The following is a 17,562-nucleotide window of genomic DNA, read 5'->3' as shown; positions in this document are numbered from 1 at the left end:
CCGTCTCCAGTAGAGTCGGCCGCTTACCAGCGGGCCGTTACCATTTTCTTGCGCGTATAGAATTCCACGCCGTCGGTGCCGTTCGCATGCAGGTCGCCGTAGAACGATTTCTTCCAGCCCGAGAACGGGAAGAAAGCCATCGGCGCAGGTACTCCAAGATTGACGCCGAGCATGCCGGCATCGATGTTCTCGCGGAATTTGCGCACGTTGCTGCCGTCTTGGGTGAAAATGCATGCGCCGTTAGCGAAATCGGAACGATTGGAGAGCTCGATCGCCTCTTCCAACGTGTTCACCCGCGTTACCGATAGTACCGGCGCGAAGATTTCGTCTTTCCATATTTTCATTTCGCTAGTGACATTATCGAAAATAGTCGGTCCGACGAAGTACCCATCTCCGCTTGCTGCCGCATCGTTCCGTCCGTCGCGGAGCAACGAAGCCCCTTCGCTCTCGCCCGCTTCGATGTAACCAAGCGCTCGATCCTTATGCGATCCGCGAATGACGGGACCCAGGAACACGTCTTTATCCATTCCGTTGCCGATCGTCAGGTTATCGGCTGCGGCAACCAGCTTTTCAATAAGCGGATCCGCGACTTCCCCGACGGCTACGACAACGGCGCAGGCCATGCATCGCTCGCCAGCCGAACCGAATGCGGCATTCACGATCTGCTGCACCGTACCGTCCAAGTCGGCGTCCGGCATGACGATGCTATGGTTTTTGGCACCGGCCAGCGCTTGTACTCTCTTACCGTGCGCGGTTCCGGTTTTATACACGTATTCCGCTACAGGTTGGGAGCCAACGAACGAAATCGCTTTGACATCCGGGTGCTCGAGCAGTCCGTTCACGACGTCGTGCGCGCCATGGACAACGTTCAGTACGCCGTCGGGCAGTCCGGCTTCTTTGAATAGTTCAGCCAAGCGGTTTGCAAGCATCGGCGTACGCTCGGAAGGCTTGAGCACGAACGTATTTCCGCAAGCGATAGCGAGCGGGAACATCCAGCAAGGCACCATCATCGGGAAATTAAACGGCGTAATGCCGCCTACGACGCCGATCGGGTAGCGGTACATGCCCGATTCTACGTTCGTTGCGATGTCGGGAAGCTGTTTCCCCATCATCAAGGAAGGCGCGCCTGCCGCGAATTCTACGCATTCGATGCCGCGTTGAACCTCTCCGTAAGCTTCGGAGTAATTTTTGCCGTTCTCCAAAGTGATGATCCGGGCCAGCTCTTCCCAATTGTCTACGAGAAGCTGCTGATATTTGAACAGGACGCGAGCCCGGCGGGGAACAGCCGTGCGGCTCCAGCCCGGAAACGCTTCTTTGGAGTTCAAAACGGCGGCGTCTAAATCTTCTCTCGAAGATAAAGGTACACGTGCGATCGTTTCGCCGGTAGCCGGGTTGAATACCGCATCGGTCTTGTCCGACGCCGAAGCGACCCATTGGCCGCCGATGAAATTTTTAAGCGCTGCGGGAGCGATGGTCTGAGACATATCGGGAATTCTCCTCTCGAAATTAAACTTGTTTGAATTCGCTCATAAAGTCTTCCACTTGTTTAACCGTCGGCATGGCATCCGAACAGCTATGGCTGGAAATGACGATGGAAGCGCATGCGCTGCCAAATTCCATGCTGCGGCTGATACTCCAGCCCTGCATTAGTCCGTATAGGAATCCCGCGGCGTAGGAATCGCCCGCTCCGAAAGTCTTGATGACCTTCGCGGGGAAAATCGAACCCTTGTGCGAGCTGCCGTCTTTACCGTAAGCGATCGAACCTTCTTTGCCGTGCTTGATGACGACGATTTCCGCATGGTGGCCGAACCATTGCGCGGCCGTTACTTCGTCGCTCCGTTCGGTGTTGCCGTCGAACTGCTCCAGCATGTCGAACTCCTCGCGGGTACCGATTATAATGTCGCTCTTCTCTGCTGCCGCGTGATAATAAATCGCCGTTTCCTGCGGATTGGTCCAGGTATAAGGCCGGTAATCGATATCGAATACAACCTTCGTGCCGTGTTTGCGCGCATAGCGGAGGGCCAGCAATACCGCTTCGCGCGAAGGGCTCTTCGCGAGAGCCGTTCCGGAGACGAGCAGTACTTTGCTGCTGGCTATCAGCTTTTCGTCCACTTCTCCAGGTTCAAGCTTTAAATCCGCGACGTTATCCCGATACATCAGGATGCTGCAATCTTCCGGGCTCTTGATCTCGGTAAAAGCAAGCCCGGTTACGGCGCCTGTCCGATCGGTCGTCACGCCGGACGCATCAATGCCGTTGTCGTGCAAGTATCGGACGATAAACCTGCCCATTTGGTCGTCGGCAACTTTGCCGATAAAACCCGTCTTCATGTCCAAGCGGGACATGCCGATGGCGATGTTGGCTGGGGAACCGCCGACATATTTGGTGAAAGTCATCGTCTCTTCCATCGGACGATTGATTTCGTTAGCGTTCAGATCGATGCATAGCCGACCGATCGCTACAAAATCGAACGGCTTGCCGGTTGCGAATGATACTCGCTCCATCGAGATCCCTTCTTTCTTGTCCGTTAATAAGGCCGCGCCGTTTGAATCTTCTTCCGCATTTCGGCATGCGCCTTCAATACCTTGTCGTCCGTGGATACTTCCGGCACTCCGACGTTCCACCAAGAATCATAGCCATCGGTGTTCGTTCCAGGCAGTACCTTTATCTCGACGAGCACAGGTCCTTGCTCGGCTTTCGCTTGACGAAGCGCTTGTTCCAATTCATCCGCGTTGCGGGCGGTATAGGATGCTGCACCCAAGCTTCGGGCATGAGCAGCGAAATCGATCGGCATATATTTGCCGTTCAAACGTCCCGTCTCCTTGGAACGGAAGCGGAATTCATTGCCGAAGCCGTCGCTGCCGTGTCCGCGCTGCAGGTTATGAATGCATTGGAAACCGTGGTTGTCGAATAAAAGCACGGTTAGCTTAACGCCTTCCTGAATGGCGGTCACGAGCTCCGAGTGGAGCATAAGGTAGCTTCCGTCGCCCAAAACCGAATAGACTTCGCGCTCCGGTTCCGCGAGCGCCACGCCGAAAGCGCCGCTGACCTCGTATCCCATGCAGGAGAAGCCGTATTCCATATGATAAGTTTTCGGTTCGGTCGTCCTCCATACCCGATGCAAGTCTCCCGGCAAGCTGCCGGCAGCCGCTACGACGACGTCCTTCGATCCGATGAACCCGTTGACGACGCCAAGGGCGCGCGTTTGCGTGAAGCCTTCAGAGCTCTCCAGCGAATAAAGGCGGTCGACCTCTCCGTCCCACTCCGCTTTAAGTCCCTTCACGAAACCATCCGCGTAACCGGAACGATATCCGCGTTGCGTAAGTTGCGCTTGGAGGGCAGAGATCGCTTCCCTAGCGTCCGCCGTAACGAACTCCCCCTGCATCTTAACCGAGTCGAACGCGCTGACGTTTAAGTTCAGGAACGCGACATCCGGGTTGCGGAAAGCGGATTTGGAAGCCGTCGTGAAGTCGGAGAATCTCGTGCCCACGCCGATAATCAGGTCGGCTTCCGCCGCGATCCGGTTCGCCGCCAGGGTGCCGGTCGTGCCGACACCGCCAAGGCCGAGAGGGTGATTCCATGGAACAGCGCTTTTGCCAGCTTGCGTCTCCGCTACCGGAATGCCAAAGGCTTCCGCGAACGCAAGCAGCTCCTTCGCGGCAACCGAATAATGAACGCCGCCGCCAGCGATTATGAGAGGTTTCTTCTTGCTTGCGATCAGATTTACCGCTCGCTGAATGGCTTCGGGCGCGCCAGGACGTCGATCCAGATGATGGACCCTCTTCTCGAAAAAGTCCGCCGGATAATCGTATGCCTCCGCTTGAACGTCTTGCGGCAGCGCCAACGTTACGGCACCGGTATCCGCGGGATCGGTCAGTACGCGCATCGCCTGAAGCAGCGATGACATTAACTGTTCCGGACGGACGATGCGATCCCAGAACTTGCTGACCGACTTAAAAGGGTCGTTCGCCGAGATCGAGTAATCGCTGGGGATTTCCAATTGCTGAAGCACGGGATCCGGCTGGCGGGAGGCGAAATTGTCGCCTGGCAGCAGCAGAACCGGAATACGGTTGACCGTAGCGGTTGCGGCTCCGGTGATCATGTTCAGCGCTCCCGGTCCGATCGAAGTCGTGCAAGCGAAAATCTGCTTGCGGTTCTTCTGCTTGGCGAAAGCCGTTGCCGCATGAACCATCCCTTGCTCGTTCTTGCCTTGCAGAAAAATCAGATTGCCGGATTCCCGCTCGAGCGCTTCGCCGATGCCGGTTACGTTGCCGTGTCCGAATATCCCCATGACTCCCCGAACGAATTTGGTTTCTTCTCCGTCCACGGTAATATATTGTTGATCCAGAAATTTCAACAAAGCCTGTGCCATTGTCAATCGAATGGTTTTCATTAGCAAAACCTCGGTTTATGATAAATTTGGATTAAACTCGAAGATGAACGATAAAGGTTTTGATTTCATAAGGCTTCAGTTCGAATTCCGCATCGGAAGACAAGGCAGTTCCGATCGGCCGTTCCATGAGGTCGCATTCTTGCAAGGAATCGATTTTGAAATCGCTGCTTAGCCGGACCGTCGAACGAACGCCCGCGAATTCATGGACGCGCAGCACGAGATGATCCCCATCCTCCGCTTTTTTTACCGCATCCGCCATCACGTTGGAGGCAGACAAGCGGAACAACGAGAACGCGCCCTTAGCTGGAGCTCCGTTATAAGAAGTCAAAGGATTGTTAAGCGACCATGCTTCCTGCACGGTACCGCCCGCATACCAATCTCCTTCATGCGGGAAAAGAGCATACACGAAATCGTGTTCTCCGATATCGGCATCCGGATCCGGATTGATGGCCGATTTCAACAAGGACAAACGCAGGACGTTATCCTTGATGTCGTAACCGTATTTGCAATCGTTCAACAAGCTTACGCCGTAGCCTCGTTCCGACAGATCCGCCCATTGGTGTCCGACCGTCTCGAAGCGCGCCCAATCCCAGCTTGTATTCCAATGCGTCGGGCGCTTGACGTTCCCGAATTGGATATCGTAAGTGGCTTCCGTTGACCGGACTTCAACCGGGAATGCGACTTTCAGCAGCTGCTGGTGCTCCTGCCAGTCGATATGCGTACGGAAATCGATCCGTCTGCTTCCGGCGTAAACCGTCATTCTTTGCGTGATCAAGGACTTCGCGTAGCGCCACTTGAATTCGACTGCGGCAAACAAAGGTCCCGATTCCACAAGCTCGGCGGAAACCAATTCGGTAATTTCCCGCATTTTCTCCTGGTAGAAAATATCGATGTCCCATGCCTCGAAGTTAAGCGGCTTGTCTTCGAATACTTGCAGGACGTTGCCAAGGGATTGTTGCGCGAGCACGTCCCGGCGATTGTCCAGGTCGTATATCCGGGAAAGCTGTCCCGCTTCGTTCCATTCGATCTCGTAATGAGGCGTCTTCAGCGCGCGGCCTTCCATATGGAAAGGTGTAACCGCCGCAGCAGCGGACGATGGCGCCGATTCAGCCTTAAATTGAATCGAGGTCAGTCCTAACGAAGGCACGTTAGAGGCAGCAACCGTCCAAAGGCCATCGGAATATTGGGATACTAAGGAATTCCCTTCCGCATCCATCCAGACGCTGCCGGAAGTAACGCTATCTCCCGCGATCTGAACCAAATCGTTACGCTCCCAAGGCGAGCTATTGAGAACCGTCAACGTTCCTTCCGCATTGCGGCCGCCGACGAAAGAAGCCGCTTCGTTCCATGCGTCCGATGCGATGGATAACGCCTCGGCATACTCCTCGCGGCTGTCCTCGTACACTTCCTTGATCGAGGAACCCGGAATGATATCGTGGAACTGGTTGCGAAGAATGATCGTCCAGCCCTGATTCAGCTTTTCTTGGCGGTAGTCGCTCATATTGCCCCGCAATACGCCTGCCAACGCGCTTACCCATTCCGTCTCGCGATAGAGAAGCTCCAATTTCCGGTTCATCCGTTTATTATAGGCTTGGCTAGTGTACGTGCCCCGATGGTATTCCAAGTACAACTCGCCGTCCCAAGTGTGCACGTAGCGATCCGTCTCGTTGAAGGTTTCATGAAGCCGCTGGAAGTAATCGTCCGCGCGACCCGTCTTCACGTTCGGCAATCCCGGCATGGTATCCAGCCGGCGGCGCATTTCGAGCATCTCCCGGTTTACGCCTCCGCCTCCATCTCCGTAACCATAGGAAAGCAGCAATTCTTGGTTCACTTCTTTTTCCTGGTAGCCTTCCCATGCCCCTTTAACCGTCTTGGGCGTGACCAAACCGTTGTACGTATAGAAGAAGGAGTTCGCTTCCTCCCAATCATCCGGAGTCGTAATGAAATGCGTGAGTACTTCCGATCCGTCGATTCCCCGCCATTTGAACGTGTCGTGCGGCATTCTATTGAATTGATTCCAACTGATTTTGGTTGTCATGAACGTTTCGAAACCGGATTTCCGCAATATTTGCGGCAGTGCCCAGCTATACCCGAATACGTCCGGAAGCCACAGATACGTGCTTTCCACGTCGAATTCCTCGCGCATGAACCGCGTGCCGAACAGGAACTGCCTTACCAGCGATTCGCCGGAAGTCAGGTTGCAATCGGCTTCGAGCCACATGCCTCCGCCGATCTCCCAACGTCCTTCGCGCACTCGCTCGCGGATTTGCTCGTAGATCTCCGGGTAGTCCTGTTTGATATACGCGTACAACTGCGGCTGCGTCTGCAAGAACACGTAGTCCGGGAAACGTTCCATTAAACGAAGAACGGTAGAGAAAGAACGGGCGCATTTCTCGCGCGTATGCTTCAGTCTCCATAACCAAGCTACATCGATATGGGTATGACCGACGGTCGTAACCGTTACCGGATGACGTTTCTCGAAACGGTTCAGTTCCGCCAGCAATCGTTCGCGGGCTTCGTATACGGATTCCCGATACGCGTCGGAGCCCGGATTGGACCAATCGACGAGAAGAAACGCGCGGTCGAGCGCTTTAACGAGACCCGCGCGGTCCGGATGCGCGGCATCCAACGCTTGAATCGTTTCCAGCACGGCGCGGCCGGTATAATAGAAATCGTCGATTTTCTCGTCCAGCCAGCAGAGCTCGGCGCGGTTCACCGTGTGCTTCATTTCGCGCGGCTTGCCTCCGCCGTCAAGACCCGACCACAGGCGAATGTCCATTCTGCCAGCCTTGCCGTCGGCTTCATCGGGCAGGAATACTTCTTGATGGTTGGAATCGACGCCTTGGAACGGAGCACCGTTCCAGTAAAGCAACGACTCGAAGCCGTCGTTGTTTCCTCCGCCCGTCTCACCGAAGTCGAAGCGTCCGAGCACGGTTTTGCCTGCCCATTCCTTAGGAACCTCGATGTTGCGGGATAGCCATATATAACGGTCGCGTCCTTTCCATGTTTCGCCGGTCTTTAATTCGAAAGCGGGCGATCCGACGGGCGGTCGTGCACCCGTTTCTCCTGCCTCGTCTTCAATGGCGGAGAAGCTTTCCAAGGGAATCGCGTCGCGATAACGGGTTTCGCTTAATTCGAGAAGCCTCGCTTCCAGCTTCTTATCTGTGAACAACATGTTTATCCTCACCTTTTCCCCTGGATATCAACTCAAAGCGACTTCTCGAGCTTCAATAAATTTTCCAGACTGACAGCCAAGCTGTCCATCGGATTGCCCGGACAATAGTCCTGCTCCACCGCAAACCATTCCACGCCGCTTTCCAGTCCCCATTTCAGAATCGGAGCGAAGTCGATCAAGCCGGTTCCGATTTCGGCGAAATATTGCCGGCCGTCGGCGGTCATATCCTTCAGATGAAGAATCGGCATCCGGAAAGCATAATTCCGGATAAAGGATAGAGGGTCATGGCCTGCTTTCAGGACCCAATAGGTATCGATCTCGGCAAAGACAGCGGGCTCTTCCAACAAATATTCGAGCGCGAATTTCCCTTCGATCGAAGTATGAAATTCAAAGTCATGATTATGGTAACCGGCCCGATATCCCGTGCCAGCTACCTTGGAAGCAACCTCAAGTAAATCTTTCCGCACGCTTGCATACCCTTCGGGAGTTTGCAGTCCGTCCGGCAGCGAGTGGCATATGAAATCTTTCGTATCGAAAAAGAGGGCTTCCTCCAGTACGGCGTCCAGATCATGCTTCATCCGCTCCAAGCCCACGTGCATGCCCGCCGCCCGCAAGCCGACTTCCTTCATCACGGCCGCGATGTCGCGAGCGGGATAACCATGCAGTCCGTCGATTTGAACGGCTGTCCATCCCATTTTGCTTAAGTCTCTAAGCACGCTTTCGAAATCCTTCTTCACTTCGTTCCGCAGGGTATACAACTGAGCCGCAAGTTTATGTCTGATCATTGATCGATCTCCTCCCTTTGCAGATCTAGCCACTCCACTTCCTGCGGGGTAAGCTCGAGATTCATCGATTGAATCGAAGAATGGAACTCCTCCGGATTGCGAGGGCCGATAATCGCGCAAGTAGGGAAAGGTTGATATAGGACGTAGGATAAGGCGATTTGGATCGGAGTAACGCCTTTCTCTTCCGCCAGCTTCACGGCGCGGCGATATCTCTCCCAGTTATCGTCGCTGTAGTATACTCTGACCATTTCCTCGTCCGTCCGGTTGTCCGGCGAGAAGTTACCCGAGAAGAATCCGCCCGCTTGCGCCGACCACGCCAGTAATGGCAATTGCGTCTTGACGTGCCATTCGCATGTTTCCCGATCCGCGGAGATAGCGCCCGCCCATCTAGCTTCAAGCGGTTTGGCCAAGCTTAGGTTAGGACTGTTGAAGGAAAAGCCCGTCAAGTTATGGGCAGCCGAGTATTCATTCGCTTCCTGTATTCTCTTGTGGGACCAGTTAGAAGCTCCGATAGCGCGGATTTTTCCCGCTTGAAGATGCTCGTTCAGCTCTTCCATGATCGGGCCGACGGCAACGGTCGGATCGTCCCGGTGAAGCGCGTAAAGGTCTACGTAATCCGTTCCGAGCCTCTCCAGGCTTTCCGCCAAGTCTTTCCGTATCGCCTGGGGATTCACGCGAGGTCCCGGGCTCCCGTCGTCATGGTGAGCGCCTTTCGTTAAGATGACCAGCTTTTCCCGCAGCTTCGTCTCCGCCAGCCATTGGCCGAGGACGAGCTCCTTGCCCCGATATTGATGCGCGGTATCGAAGGCGTTGCCTCCGGCTTGGATGTACGCATCCAGCATCATTCGTTGCGGTTCCTCCAGCTTCCTTAAATCCCCCGTCCCCATGAATAAACGGGAAATCTTTTTGTCGACGCCTTGAATTTGGATATATTTCACCGGTCAGTCCCCCTTGATAGTACGATTATTCATCTTCTTTAAATACAGGCATCAAGCTTAACTCGTATCGGAATTCCTTGTCGTTCAGACGGTAGGCTTCCGCCAATTCCGGTCCGCAGGAGTTTGAACCTACTCCGCTCATTTTATAGTCCAAGTGCACGATCGTTTCTTTTCTCTTCTTCCTCGCAAGCTCCCAATCGTGCCTCGCTTCGGTTAGATCTTCCGGCGAGTAATGGGACGCGTTAAAAGAGAAGCCTTCCGGCGTGGAGAAGCGCAGGCCCATGCCTTGCGCGTTGGACACGATGGCCCATTCCGTACCATACCTGGAGCCGTTTTCTTGCGGCATAATGTAGTTCTCGAACATCTCGTCGACCGTCGTCAGGAATTGTCCTCTTCTTACGCTTTGGCGTTTGTCGACATAACTCTCATGAGGTCCGAAGCCCGAGTACTCCACCTCTTCCATTCCCTTCGGCATCGTAAGCCGAACGCCGAATCGCGGAAGATAAGGGTAAGGCAATTCCTCTTGGACCTTAACGGTCAACTGAAGGCGTATCTCTCCGGAGGCATTCACCTTCCAGAGGGATTCCCCCTTAAGAATCGCCGTTTTGCTGTCGGCCCCCAAGGAAAACCGGCTTCTGAGCTCAACGTCCCCGTCACCTGTTATGGACCAATCGCATTGGTACGTTTTCATTGCGGCCCGGTCATAGCCTTCCTCTATCCACTTCTCTTTCACGTGCATATCGTTATCCGTCGGTGCCCGCCAAACCGAGAACGCCGAAGGAGCGTCAAGCATGTTCACGCCGTTCCTCGAAATCCGGCGAACGGTCCCGAGCTCCAAGTCGAACGCATGGCGGAAATCCAAGCCTTCGATGGTCAGCAAGCGTCCCGTCTCTTCCGTTTGCAGCGCGGGAGCTTTCTTACCTTGGACATGAGAAACGTCGTCGTACAAACTAGGCTCCGCGTTACTCCATTCCAGCTGCTCGAACGAGATTTCATGACCGGCTTCCGCCCACCTCGTCTCCTCTTTCATCCAGCTAGTGAAAGTATGCACATATCTCCCGCTTGAGGTTTCGGACACGGTATACGGCAGGGTCAATATACGCGAGTCGTGCGGCTTAATCCCATCTAAGTCAAGCTGAGCTTGTTGAAGCAGCCGTCCGTCCAGCTCTATTTTCCAGAACACGCCTACATGGGAAAAGTCGATAAAGTCGTATAGATTAGTCACTTTAATCTGACCGGCTTTCAAATCGTGCGCTTCGAACCGAATAGGCGAGAGCACTTTCTTGAGCTCGAGAAGGCCCGTATGCGGTCGGCGATCCGGGGTAACTAGTCCGTCGATGCAGAAATTGCCGTCGTTGGGCTTATCTCCGAAGTCGCCTCCGTAGGCATAGAAAGGCGTGCCGTCTTTCGTTTCCGTCTTGATCCCGTGATCGTTCCACTCCCACACGCAGCCGCCGGCAAGCTTAGGATAACGGTAAATGACGTCCCAATAGTCCTTCAAATCGCCCGGTCCGTTGCCCATCGCATGACTGTATTCGCACAAGAAAAGGGGCTTAACGTTGTTCTCGTCCTTGGCGTAAGCTTCGATTTCTTGAACCGATGAGTACATCCGGCTTTCCAGGTCCAAGCACTCCACGTTCGAACTGCCTTTGTAATGCGGTGCCGCGCCTTCGTAATGAACCGGAACGGAAGGATCTCGTTCTCTGATCCATTCAGCCATCGCGATATGGTTCGCTTCATAGCCGGACTCGTTGCCGAGCGACCACATCACGACGCACGGATGGTTCTTGTCCCTCTCTACCATGCGGGCCGCGCGGTCTATGAACGCCGCCGTCCAATCGGGGTTGCGGGATAACGTGTGCGACGATCCTTCTTGGTAATCGTTACCGATGCCGTGGGACTCTAGATCCGCTTCGTCCACGACATAAAAGCCGTACTCGTTGCATAAATCCATGAACCGGGAATCGTTCGGATAATGTGAGGTACGGATCGTATTCACGTTATTTTTTTTCATCAATACAAGGTCTTTGATCATATGGGTTACCGGAATCGTCTGTCCGAGCTCCGGATGGGAATCGTGGCGGTTAACGCCTTTGAGCTTAACGGCGCGTCCGTTGATCCGGAACTCTCCGTCCTCGACAGCGACTTGCCTGAACCCGACCGGAAACCGCAGCACTTCTTCGCCGCCGCGAACGTAGAGCTCGTAAAGATACGGCGTTTCGGCGCTCCACAACTTCGGATTGTCCACCTCGAAACGGAGCGTTCCTTTGCCGTCGACAACGGCTTCGGCCGAAGCCGCGACTTCCCCATTGGCGTCCTTTAACTCGGCGCTTGCGTACATGCTCCCCGTCGTCTCGATTTCCGTCGTCAGAACGGCTTTACGGAAACCTTCCTCGAACGATTGCTTATTGAACGCGTCCCTAATGCGGACGCGATCTCGCTCAAGCAAGTATACGTCGCGGAAAATACCAGAAAAGCGCCACAGATCCTGGTCTTCCAAATAGGATCCGTCGCACCATTTCAACACGAGGACGGCAACCCTGTTGTTCCCCGTCTTAAGAAAAGTCGAAACGTTAAACTCAGCGGGCATGCGGCTGCCTTGGCTGTAACCGGCGAATTGTCCGTTCACCCACAAGTAGAAGCAGGAGTTGACCCCTTCGAATACGATGTACTTTTCTTTGTCGTCGCGGCGATCCGCGACATTGAACTCCCGAACGTAAAGTCCGGCCGGATTGTTATTGGGGACGAAAGGAGGATCGTTAGGAAAAGGATAATTGATGTTCGTATATTGGAGTTGATCGTACCCGTTCACTTGCCAGCAGGATGGGACGATTAAATCATCCCATTCGCTTACGTCCGCCGTTTCCTCGTAAAAAGGCTCTTCCACGTTTAAGACGCTGTTATGGTACTGAAACTTCCAAGACCCGTTTAAGGTTTGATAGAACGGGGATTTCCCCCGCTTTCCCGACTTCGCCGTAATGTCATCCGCGTAGGGGATATAGGAAGCCCGCGGAGCCTCCCTGTTCACTTGGAGAACGTTTAAGTTCTCCCAATATCGATTCAAGCGGATCATCGATTTTCCTCCGTCCATGAAAGAATCAACCTTTATTAAAAAATCCTCTTCCCATTAAACGATAAAGCAATTCGCCGAAAAGGCTATTGGCCCAAGCAAACCATGGGCGCGTATAGCTTGACGGGTTATCAGGATCGAATCCTTCGTGCATGTATCCCGTATCCGCATCCGTCCGCTGCAGCATGTCCAGCAACTCATGGATCTCGGCATCGTCCTGCGCCGTGAGCGCCTGCATCGCCAAGCTGATCGGCCAAATGTAGCCGACGGGCGTATGCGGGCTTCCGATTCCCTTGGCGAATTTCCCCTCCTGATAAAAAGGATTATCCACGCTTAACACGAATTTGCGCGTGTTCTGATAGAGAGGATCGTCGAAATTCGTATAGCCTAAGTAAGGAATCGAGAGCAGGCTGGGCACATTGGCGTCGTCCATCAAATTATGGTTGCCGAAGCCATCCGTCTCGTACGCGTAGATCTTTCCGTACTTGGGATGGATATAGGTGCCATAGGTCTGGATGCCGTAGTCGATCTCTTCCCGAAGCTCGGCCGCGAGCCGAACGATTTCGGCGTCATCCCATACTTCGGCGGCGATTTCCTCGATATAACGGAGGACGACAACCGCAAACATATTGGAGGGGATAAGATACCCGAACGTGCAAGCATCGTCGCTTGGCCGAAATCCGGACCAGGTCATCCCCGTATAATTCACGGGCATTCCCATTCGGTTGTTGCGCAGCGTGTCGCTCGGAGGACAATCGATTCGGGCGAACCGGTAAGGAGATTGCTCGGCATGCCTTTGTTCGGTTTTCCACAAAGCAATGATCGTATGAACCGCGCTTCGGAAAGAATCGTCGAAGATGCCCTTGTTGCCGGTTTCTTTCCAGTACAAGAAAGCTAGCTGAATAGGGTAGCAAAGAGAATCGATTTCATACTTTCGCTCCCATACCCAGGCATCGAGCTCGGTCAAATCCTGGTCGTAACGGTTATCGTTAGCTTCCTCATTGAATGCGTTGGCATAGGGATCGATATGAATATAAGCGATTTGGCGGCGTATCAGGCCTTCGATCAAGCGCTGAAGTTCCCCATCCCCTTTAGCAAGCGGCAAATAATGTCTGACCTGCGCGCTGGAATCCCTTAGCCACATCGCCGGAATATCCCCGGTGATAACGAACGCCGATTGATCTTTCAACAGCTTAGTCGTCGTTTCCAAAGTATTCGGATAACACTTTATGAACATATCAAGCAGCTTCGGATACGCGGCTAGCGAGGACTCCGCCTCTTTCAGCAAATCCGAAACCGAATCGGGTAGCTTCATTCTTGGTTCATCTCCCATCTCCAACCGTTCGTTTTACGATCGAACAGATCGGTTTTCCTCTTGCCGACGGATAAAATCATTCAGTCCTTCGAGGTTCGGCGTGCCCGTACTTCCTCCGAAGGCGGTGACGGAAAGTGCGCCGCAAGCATTTCCATAACTTAAACTGGCTTTGACATCCATTCCCGACAAAAAGCCGAATAGATATCCCGCGTTAAAAGAGTCGCCGGCGCCGGTCGTATCAACCGTTTCGACGGAATATCCGGGAAGGCGGGTGATTATCCCATCCTTCATAGCCATGGCGCCTTCGGCCCCCAGCTTCACGACGACATGACCGCAATATTCCCCCATGTAACGAAGACTGTCTTCGACATTAACCATTCCGGTGTAATGAAGAGCTTCGGTCTCATTCATCAAAAACACGTCGAACAGCTTCATCAATTCGAAAATACCCTTATCCCACTCGCCGGAATCATCCCAACCCACATCGCTGGATAAGGTGACTCCTTTCTCCTTAAGCGCTCTTGCCAACGTCATATACTGGTCATGATTCCGCCTCCCCATATATCCGGTCACGTGGACGTGCCTTCCTTGCGCGACAAGGTCTAAATCCAATTGGTCTACCTGAAGCTCCGCGTTCGATCCCGCGTAAGTGATAAAGGAACGATCCGTATCGGGATTAAACGCGATCGAGATACCGGTATTATGGAGTTTGCTCGTTTGAATCATTCTGGTATCGATACCATATTTAGTGAAACTTTCTCGGATATATTGACCGTAGCCATCATCGCCTAACACTCCGTTAAAAGCCACTCGAACGCCGAGTTTGGCGAGTGAAACCGAGAATAAAGCGGCTCCTCCGCCAACGTGCATCATCATATTGTCCACGAATACTTCCTGGCCGGGCTGCGGCACCTGATTGCAACCCACTACCACGAGATCGATATTGGCATCGCCGATAACAACCGCATCGAATTTTCTCAACTTCTTCTCCCTCTTCCAATCGCTTTATGATAAGGCTTCTTAGCTGTTAACGTATGATTTGCAGCTGTCGCGAATGACCAGCTTATGCTTTAGAATGACATCCTCCGCAGATAAATCATCGTTACCCGATATTAAATCAAGAAGTTTATCGACGGTCACCTTCCCCATTTCCAAGATGGGTTGTTCCATGGAGGTCAGACGAGGACGTACTTGTTCCGTCAATTGGCTTCCATCGAAGCCGATGACGGAAAGATCGTCCGGAACCCTTAATCCATGGTCATGGATACAGTTCATGGCTCCAACCGCCATGTCGTCGCTTACCGCGAATACCGCCGTTGGATAGACTTCGCAAGCCAGCATCGCCTTCATCTGCTCGTAACCGCTTTGCGTTTTATAATCGCCGAAACGGATGTAGTCGTCTACGACCTCGACTCCGAAATCCGCAAGAGCATGGCTATAACCTACAAACCGGTTCTGCCCGGAAGTCACGTCCCTCATATCGCCTCCGATAAATCCGATTCGCTTATGGCCTAACTCGATTAAATGTCGCGTCGCGTCATAAGCTGCCGCGTAGTCGTCGATAATGACGGATATGAATTTTTGATCGACGGGTTTAACGCTCGAGAAAATAATCGGAATATCCAGCTTGTGGATCAATTCGCGTATTTCGTCGTCCATTTTCTCATGCATGATAATAATGCCGTCTACGCGCATTTGTTTGAACACTTGCAAATATTTAAGCTCTTTATCCGTATCCTCGATGATGTTGCAGACCAGTAGATTATAGTCGTTGAGGCTCGCGGTTTTCTCGATCGTGCTCAGTATGGTGGAATAGAAGCTCGAAGTTACATCGGGAACGATTACGCCGATTAGGTCCGTTTTCTTCCGCACGAGACTTCTTGCAATGTGACTAGGCGTATAGCCCAGTTCGTCTATCGCCCGTTGCACTCTGGCTTTCAAATCGTCCTTTACGTATTTCTCGCCGTTTAATACCCTCGAGACCGTCGTTACGGAAACGCCCGCATGCCTGGCGACATCTTTAATCTTCGGCGCCATCATCGTCACCCTGCCCTCTTGATAACTTATACCGTCCCTGGATCGAAGCTTTGGATTAGCTTTTTACTGCCCCTTCCATGATGCCGGCGATAAATTGCCTGCTAACGATAAGGAAGAAGGCAATCAAAGGAACCGTAGCCAGAAGCGTTCCTGTCATAACCATCGAATAATCGCCGGTATGAACCGATTTTAATTGCTGCAACGTTAACGTCAAGGTGAATTTCGAAGTATCCGTCAACACGATCAGAGGCCACAGATAATCTTCCCAAACCCCCATGAACGTCGTAATGGCAAGGAAAGCAAGAGCCGGCCGGAGAATCGGCAACGCAATGCGCCAATACAATCCGAACTTGGTGCAACCGTCGATGCGGGCAGCTTCGAGCAAATCGTCATGTATCGCCAACGCATATTGCCTGATCCAGAAAATCCCGAACGCGCTTGCTATGCCCGGAACGATCAGAGCTTTATAGCTTCCGAGCCAACCGATTTCTTTAATGATGATGAACTGCGGCACGAGAAGCATTTGCGCGGGAATCATCATCGTTGCCATCATCAGGTAGAAGAGCACCTTGGAGCCCGGGAATTTGAATTTGGAGAAAGTAAATCCCGTCAATGAATTGAAAAACAATTGAAGCACGCAGCTTACGACCGCAATGAAAAGGGTATTGAACAGCGCGCGGTAAAAATTGATGTTATCCATGACATGTTGATAATTCGTCAAGAAATAGTCACCGAAGACCAGCTTCGGAGGAAAAGAAAAAATCGCGCTCGTTTCATTCGTCGACATGACCACGAGCCAATAAAACGGGAATATTGAAAATATAACACCGATTAACAAAAAAGTATGCACGAATATCTTTTTTGCAGTCATCTTTTATGCTCCTTTTTATCAATCGTCCGACTTATTGAATACCTTCCAGTTCAATACGGAAATGAGCCCGATTATGACGAACAGGACCCACGAGACGGCAGCGGCATATCCGTAGTTCTGGTAAACGAAACCTTCCCGGAACATATAGAGAACGATCGTTTCCGAGCCCGGATACGGAGCTTGATTGCCAGCGAGCACTTGAGGCTCGGTGAAGATCTGGAATCCGCCGATCGTCGACATCATGACCGTAAACAATATGATCGGGCGAAGCATGGGAATCGTAATTTTCGTGAAGGTCTGGAACATTGTCGCCCCATCCAGATCCGCCGCTTCGTACAAGTCTTTCGGGATTCTTTGCAAACCGGAGAGATAGATGATGGCGTTATATCCCAAGTATCTCCAAGCGATCATAACCGCGATAACGACCCGCACTCCGGCGCTCGTATTAAACCAAGCCACTTTATCCAAACCGAGCTTTTCCAAGAAAAAATTGATCAGCCCGTACTCGTTCCCGAACATGGACTGAAATATAATGACAACGGCAACCATGGCCGTTATATTCGGAAGAAAATAGGCAATTCTGAAAAACCCTTTGAATTTCGTGATGGACAGATTGATCGTGAAAGCGACGATCAATGCGCATATAAGCATGGGGCCGTTAGCCAATAACCAAATCGCCACGTTGTTGATCAGAGCTTGCCAGAAATTCGGATCCTGGAACATATAAGTAAAGTTGTTGAAGCCTACGGACGTCATATCCCCGATCCCGTCCCATTTATGCACGGAGAGGTAGATCGAGAAGAAGATAGGAAATACCGAAAACACCAGGAACAAGATATAAAAAGGAGAAATAAACAGATAAAGCGTTCTGCTTTTGTATATTTCTTTTAAAAGGCCTCCCATATTACTCCTCCGATAATTCGATGAGGCAGGGCACGAATGGCCTCCCCGCCTCATCCTTTATTTTATTCCCTTATCAG

12 protein-coding genes are annotated in these 17,562 nt (G+C 52.6%); all 12 read right to left on the bottom strand.

The features are described 5' to 3' along the window. Window positions 1-23: 23 nt before the first annotated feature. Genes E2980_RS02220 through E2980_RS02165 form a run of 12 tightly spaced genes read right to left on the bottom strand, consistent with a single transcriptional unit; the run spans window position 24 to window position 17,485 of the window. Window positions 24-1,484, bottom strand: coding sequence for a CoA-acylating methylmalonate-semialdehyde dehydrogenase (locus E2980_RS02220; protein ID WP_135150501.1), 1,461 nt, complete (start codon window positions 1,482-1,484; stop codon window positions 24-26). Between the two features lie 22 nt (window positions 1,485-1,506). Beyond that, complete coding sequence (gene iolC / locus E2980_RS02215) at window positions 1,507-2,502, bottom strand: 5-dehydro-2-deoxygluconokinase (RefSeq protein ID WP_135150500.1); 996 nt, start codon at window positions 2,500-2,502, stop codon at window positions 1,507-1,509. A 23-nt stretch (window positions 2,503-2,525) separates the two neighbouring features. Beyond that, a complete protein-coding gene (iolD, locus tag E2980_RS02210; protein ID WP_135150499.1) occupies window positions 2,526-4,391 on the bottom strand; it encodes a 3D-(3,5/4)-trihydroxycyclohexane-1,2-dione acylhydrolase (decyclizing) in 1,866 nt (621 codons plus the stop codon). Window positions 4,392-4,422: 31 nt separating this feature from the next. Next, on the bottom strand, window positions 4,423-7,566 hold the full coding sequence (locus E2980_RS02205) for an alpha-mannosidase (RefSeq protein ID WP_135150498.1): 3,144 nt from the start codon (window positions 7,564-7,566) through the stop codon (window positions 4,423-4,425). Window positions 7,567-7,598: 32 nt separating this feature from the next. After that, window positions 7,599-8,351 carry a sugar phosphate isomerase/epimerase family protein gene (locus E2980_RS02200; protein ID WP_240702818.1) on the bottom strand — a complete coding sequence of 251 codons (753 nt, stop codon included), beginning with the start codon at window positions 8,349-8,351 and terminating at the stop codon, window positions 7,599-7,601. Then, complete coding sequence (locus tag E2980_RS02195; protein WP_135150497.1) at window positions 8,348-9,289, bottom strand: aldo/keto reductase; 942 nt, start codon at window positions 9,287-9,289, stop codon at window positions 8,348-8,350. The genes E2980_RS02200 and E2980_RS02195 overlap by 4 nt, the downstream gene beginning before the upstream one ends. A gap of 25 nt (window positions 9,290-9,314) precedes the next feature. Then, window positions 9,315-12,362: a glycoside hydrolase family 2 TIM barrel-domain containing protein gene (locus E2980_RS02190; protein WP_135150754.1), complete on the bottom strand. Its 3,048-nt coding sequence runs from the start codon at window positions 12,360-12,362 to the stop codon at window positions 9,315-9,317. A 25-nt stretch (window positions 12,363-12,387) separates the two neighbouring features. After that, complete coding sequence (locus E2980_RS02185; RefSeq protein ID WP_240702817.1) at window positions 12,388-13,674, bottom strand: glycoside hydrolase family 125 protein; 1,287 nt, start codon at window positions 13,672-13,674, stop codon at window positions 12,388-12,390. A 33-nt stretch (window positions 13,675-13,707) separates the two neighbouring features. After that, window positions 13,708-14,655, bottom strand: coding sequence for a carbohydrate kinase family protein (locus E2980_RS02180; RefSeq protein ID WP_135150495.1), 948 nt, complete (start codon window positions 14,653-14,655; stop codon window positions 13,708-13,710). 39 nt (window positions 14,656-14,694) lie between these two features. After that, window positions 14,695-15,714: a LacI family DNA-binding transcriptional regulator gene (locus E2980_RS02175; RefSeq protein ID WP_240702816.1), complete on the bottom strand. Its 1,020-nt coding sequence runs from the start codon at window positions 15,712-15,714 to the stop codon at window positions 14,695-14,697. Between the two features lie 52 nt (window positions 15,715-15,766). Further along, the gene (locus E2980_RS02170) at window positions 15,767-16,582 is read right to left on the bottom strand and encodes a carbohydrate ABC transporter permease (protein WP_135150494.1); all 816 of its coding nucleotides are present in this window, start codon (window positions 16,580-16,582) and stop codon (window positions 15,767-15,769) included. 18 nt (window positions 16,583-16,600) lie between these two features. Continuing rightward, complete coding sequence (locus E2980_RS02165) at window positions 16,601-17,485, bottom strand: carbohydrate ABC transporter permease (RefSeq protein ID WP_135150493.1); 885 nt, start codon at window positions 17,483-17,485, stop codon at window positions 16,601-16,603. Between the last annotated feature and the right edge of the window lie 77 nt (window positions 17,486-17,562).

The sequence above is a fragment of the Cohnella luojiensis genome, assembly GCF_004564235.1.
Lineage (GTDB): Bacteria > Bacillota > Bacilli > Paenibacillales > Paenibacillaceae > Cohnella > Cohnella luojiensis.
Note: the sequence above shows the minus strand (reverse complement) of the source record. Positions and strands in the feature narration are given on the sequence as shown.

What these genes read in the sequence shown, in the direction of transcription:
- E2980_RS02175 (WP_240702816.1), bottom strand. Translation starts at nt 15,714, where the DNA reads ATGATGGCGCCGAAGATTAAAGATGTCGCCAGGCATGCGGGCGTTTCC.
- iolC (WP_135150500.1), bottom strand. Translation starts at nt 2,502, where the DNA reads ATGGAGCGAGTATCATTCGCAACCGGCAAGCCGTTCGATTTTGTAGCG.
- E2980_RS02190 (WP_135150754.1), bottom strand. Translation starts at nt 12,362, where the DNA reads ATGATCCGCTTGAATCGATATTGGGAGAACTTAAACGTTCTCCAAGTG.
- E2980_RS02200 (WP_240702818.1), bottom strand. Translation starts at nt 8,351, where the DNA reads ATGATCAGACATAAACTTGCGGCTCAGTTGTATACCCTGCGGAACGAA.
- E2980_RS02170 (WP_135150494.1), bottom strand. Translation starts at nt 16,582, where the DNA reads ATGACTGCAAAAAAGATATTCGTGCATACTTTTTTGTTAATCGGTGTT.
- E2980_RS02220 (WP_135150501.1), bottom strand. Translation starts at nt 1,484, where the DNA reads ATGTCTCAGACCATCGCTCCCGCAGCGCTTAAAAATTTCATCGGCGGC.
- E2980_RS02185 (WP_240702817.1), bottom strand. Translation starts at nt 13,674, where the DNA reads ATGAAGCTACCCGATTCGGTTTCGGATTTGCTGAAAGAGGCGGAGTCC.
- E2980_RS02165 (WP_135150493.1), bottom strand. Translation starts at nt 17,485, where the DNA reads ATGGGAGGCCTTTTAAAAGAAATATACAAAAGCAGAACGCTTTATCTG.
- iolD (WP_135150499.1), bottom strand. Translation starts at nt 4,391, where the DNA reads ATGAAAACCATTCGATTGACAATGGCACAGGCTTTGTTGAAATTTCTG.
- E2980_RS02205 (WP_135150498.1), bottom strand. Translation starts at nt 7,566, where the DNA reads ATGTTGTTCACAGATAAGAAGCTGGAAGCGAGGCTTCTCGAATTAAGC.